1 protein-coding gene is annotated in these 1259 nt (G+C 73.5%); it reads right to left on the bottom strand.

Features of this window, described 5'->3' with window-relative positions:
- A partial coding sequence (locus tag FNQ90_RS23690) for a protein kinase domain-containing protein (RefSeq protein ID WP_182608215.1) occupies positions 1–1075 on the bottom strand: 1075 nt, incomplete at its 3' end.
- Between the last annotated feature and the right edge of the window lie 184 nt (positions 1076–1259).

Genomic DNA, 1259 nt, shown 5'->3' with positions numbered 1-1259 from the left:
GGGTGGACACGCCCCCGTGCGGCGGGGCGGTCGGGGCGCCGTGCCCGGCGTGCGGGTAGCCGTAGGCGCCGGCCGGGGCCGGTGTGCCGTAGGGCGAGGGCGCCGCCGAGCCGTACTCCGGGAAGACGGCCTGCGAGACCGCCGAGCCGCTGGGTGGCGGGGCGGCCCCGGTGATGCGGGGGGCCGCGCCGGTCAGAGCGGAGCGCGCCTCCTCGCAGGCGCGGCGGAACTCCTCGGCCGACTGGAAGCGCTCGTTGGGGTTCTTGCGCAGGGCCCGGGCGACCAGGGCGTCCAGCGCCGGGGGGACCGAGGCGTTGATGGTGGAGGGGGCCGGCGGCTCCTCCTGCACGTGGGCGTAGGCGATCGCCAGGGGTGAGTCCGCGTCGAACGGCAGCCGGCCGGTGAGCAGTTCGAAGAGCATGATGCCGACGGAGTACAGGTCGGAGCGGGCGTCCACGCCCCGGCCGAGCGCCTGCTCGGGCGACAGGTACTGCGGGGTGCCCACGACCATGCCGGTCTGGGTCATCGCGGTCACGCCGGACTGCATGGCGCGGGCGATGCCGAAGTCCATCACCTTCACGCCGCCGCGCCGGCTCAGCATGACGTTGCCGGGCTTGATGTCCCGGTGGACCAGGCCCATCTCGTGCGAGATGTCCAGGGCGGCGCAGACGTCCATGGTGACGTGCAGCGCCTTGTCGGCGGGCATCGCGCCGTACCGGGCGATGTCCTCGTCCAGTTCGTTGCGCAGCGGGCGACCGTCGACGTACTCCATGACGATGTACGGCACCGGCTGCCCGTCGATGACGTCCTCACCGGTGTCGAAGACCGACACGATGTTGGTGTGGGTCAGCTTCGCCACGGACTGCGCCTCGCGCTTGAAGCGCTCGCGGAAGGAGTCCTCCCGGCCGAGGTCCCCGTGCATCGTCTTGACGGCGACCTGTCGGTCCAGGACCGAGTCGTGCGCCAGGTGCACCGAGGCCATGCCGCCGGTGCCGAGCAGCTGCTGCAGCCGGTAACGGCCGGCGCCCACCGCGCGACCCGTGTGGTCGGCCGGCGGCTGCGCGTGCTCTGTCATGGCTCTCCCCCGTGGACGGTGGTAACGGGCCAAGTCTGCCCCGGGGGTGGGACGCGTCAAGCCCGTTGTCCGTTCCGTGACTGCTTGGGCCGCGGGGTGTGACGGGTCGGACACCGTCGGGGCCGCGGGCGTCGCCGGGGAACACAGGGCGGGGGCGGGGCGTTGGTCCCGGCGGGAACCACGG

The organism is Streptomyces alkaliphilus, assembly GCF_014141535.1.
GTDB lineage: Bacteria > Actinomycetota > Actinomycetes > Streptomycetales > Streptomycetaceae > Streptomyces > Streptomyces alkaliphilus.
Note: the sequence above shows the minus strand (reverse complement) of the source record. Positions and strands in the feature narration are given on the sequence as shown.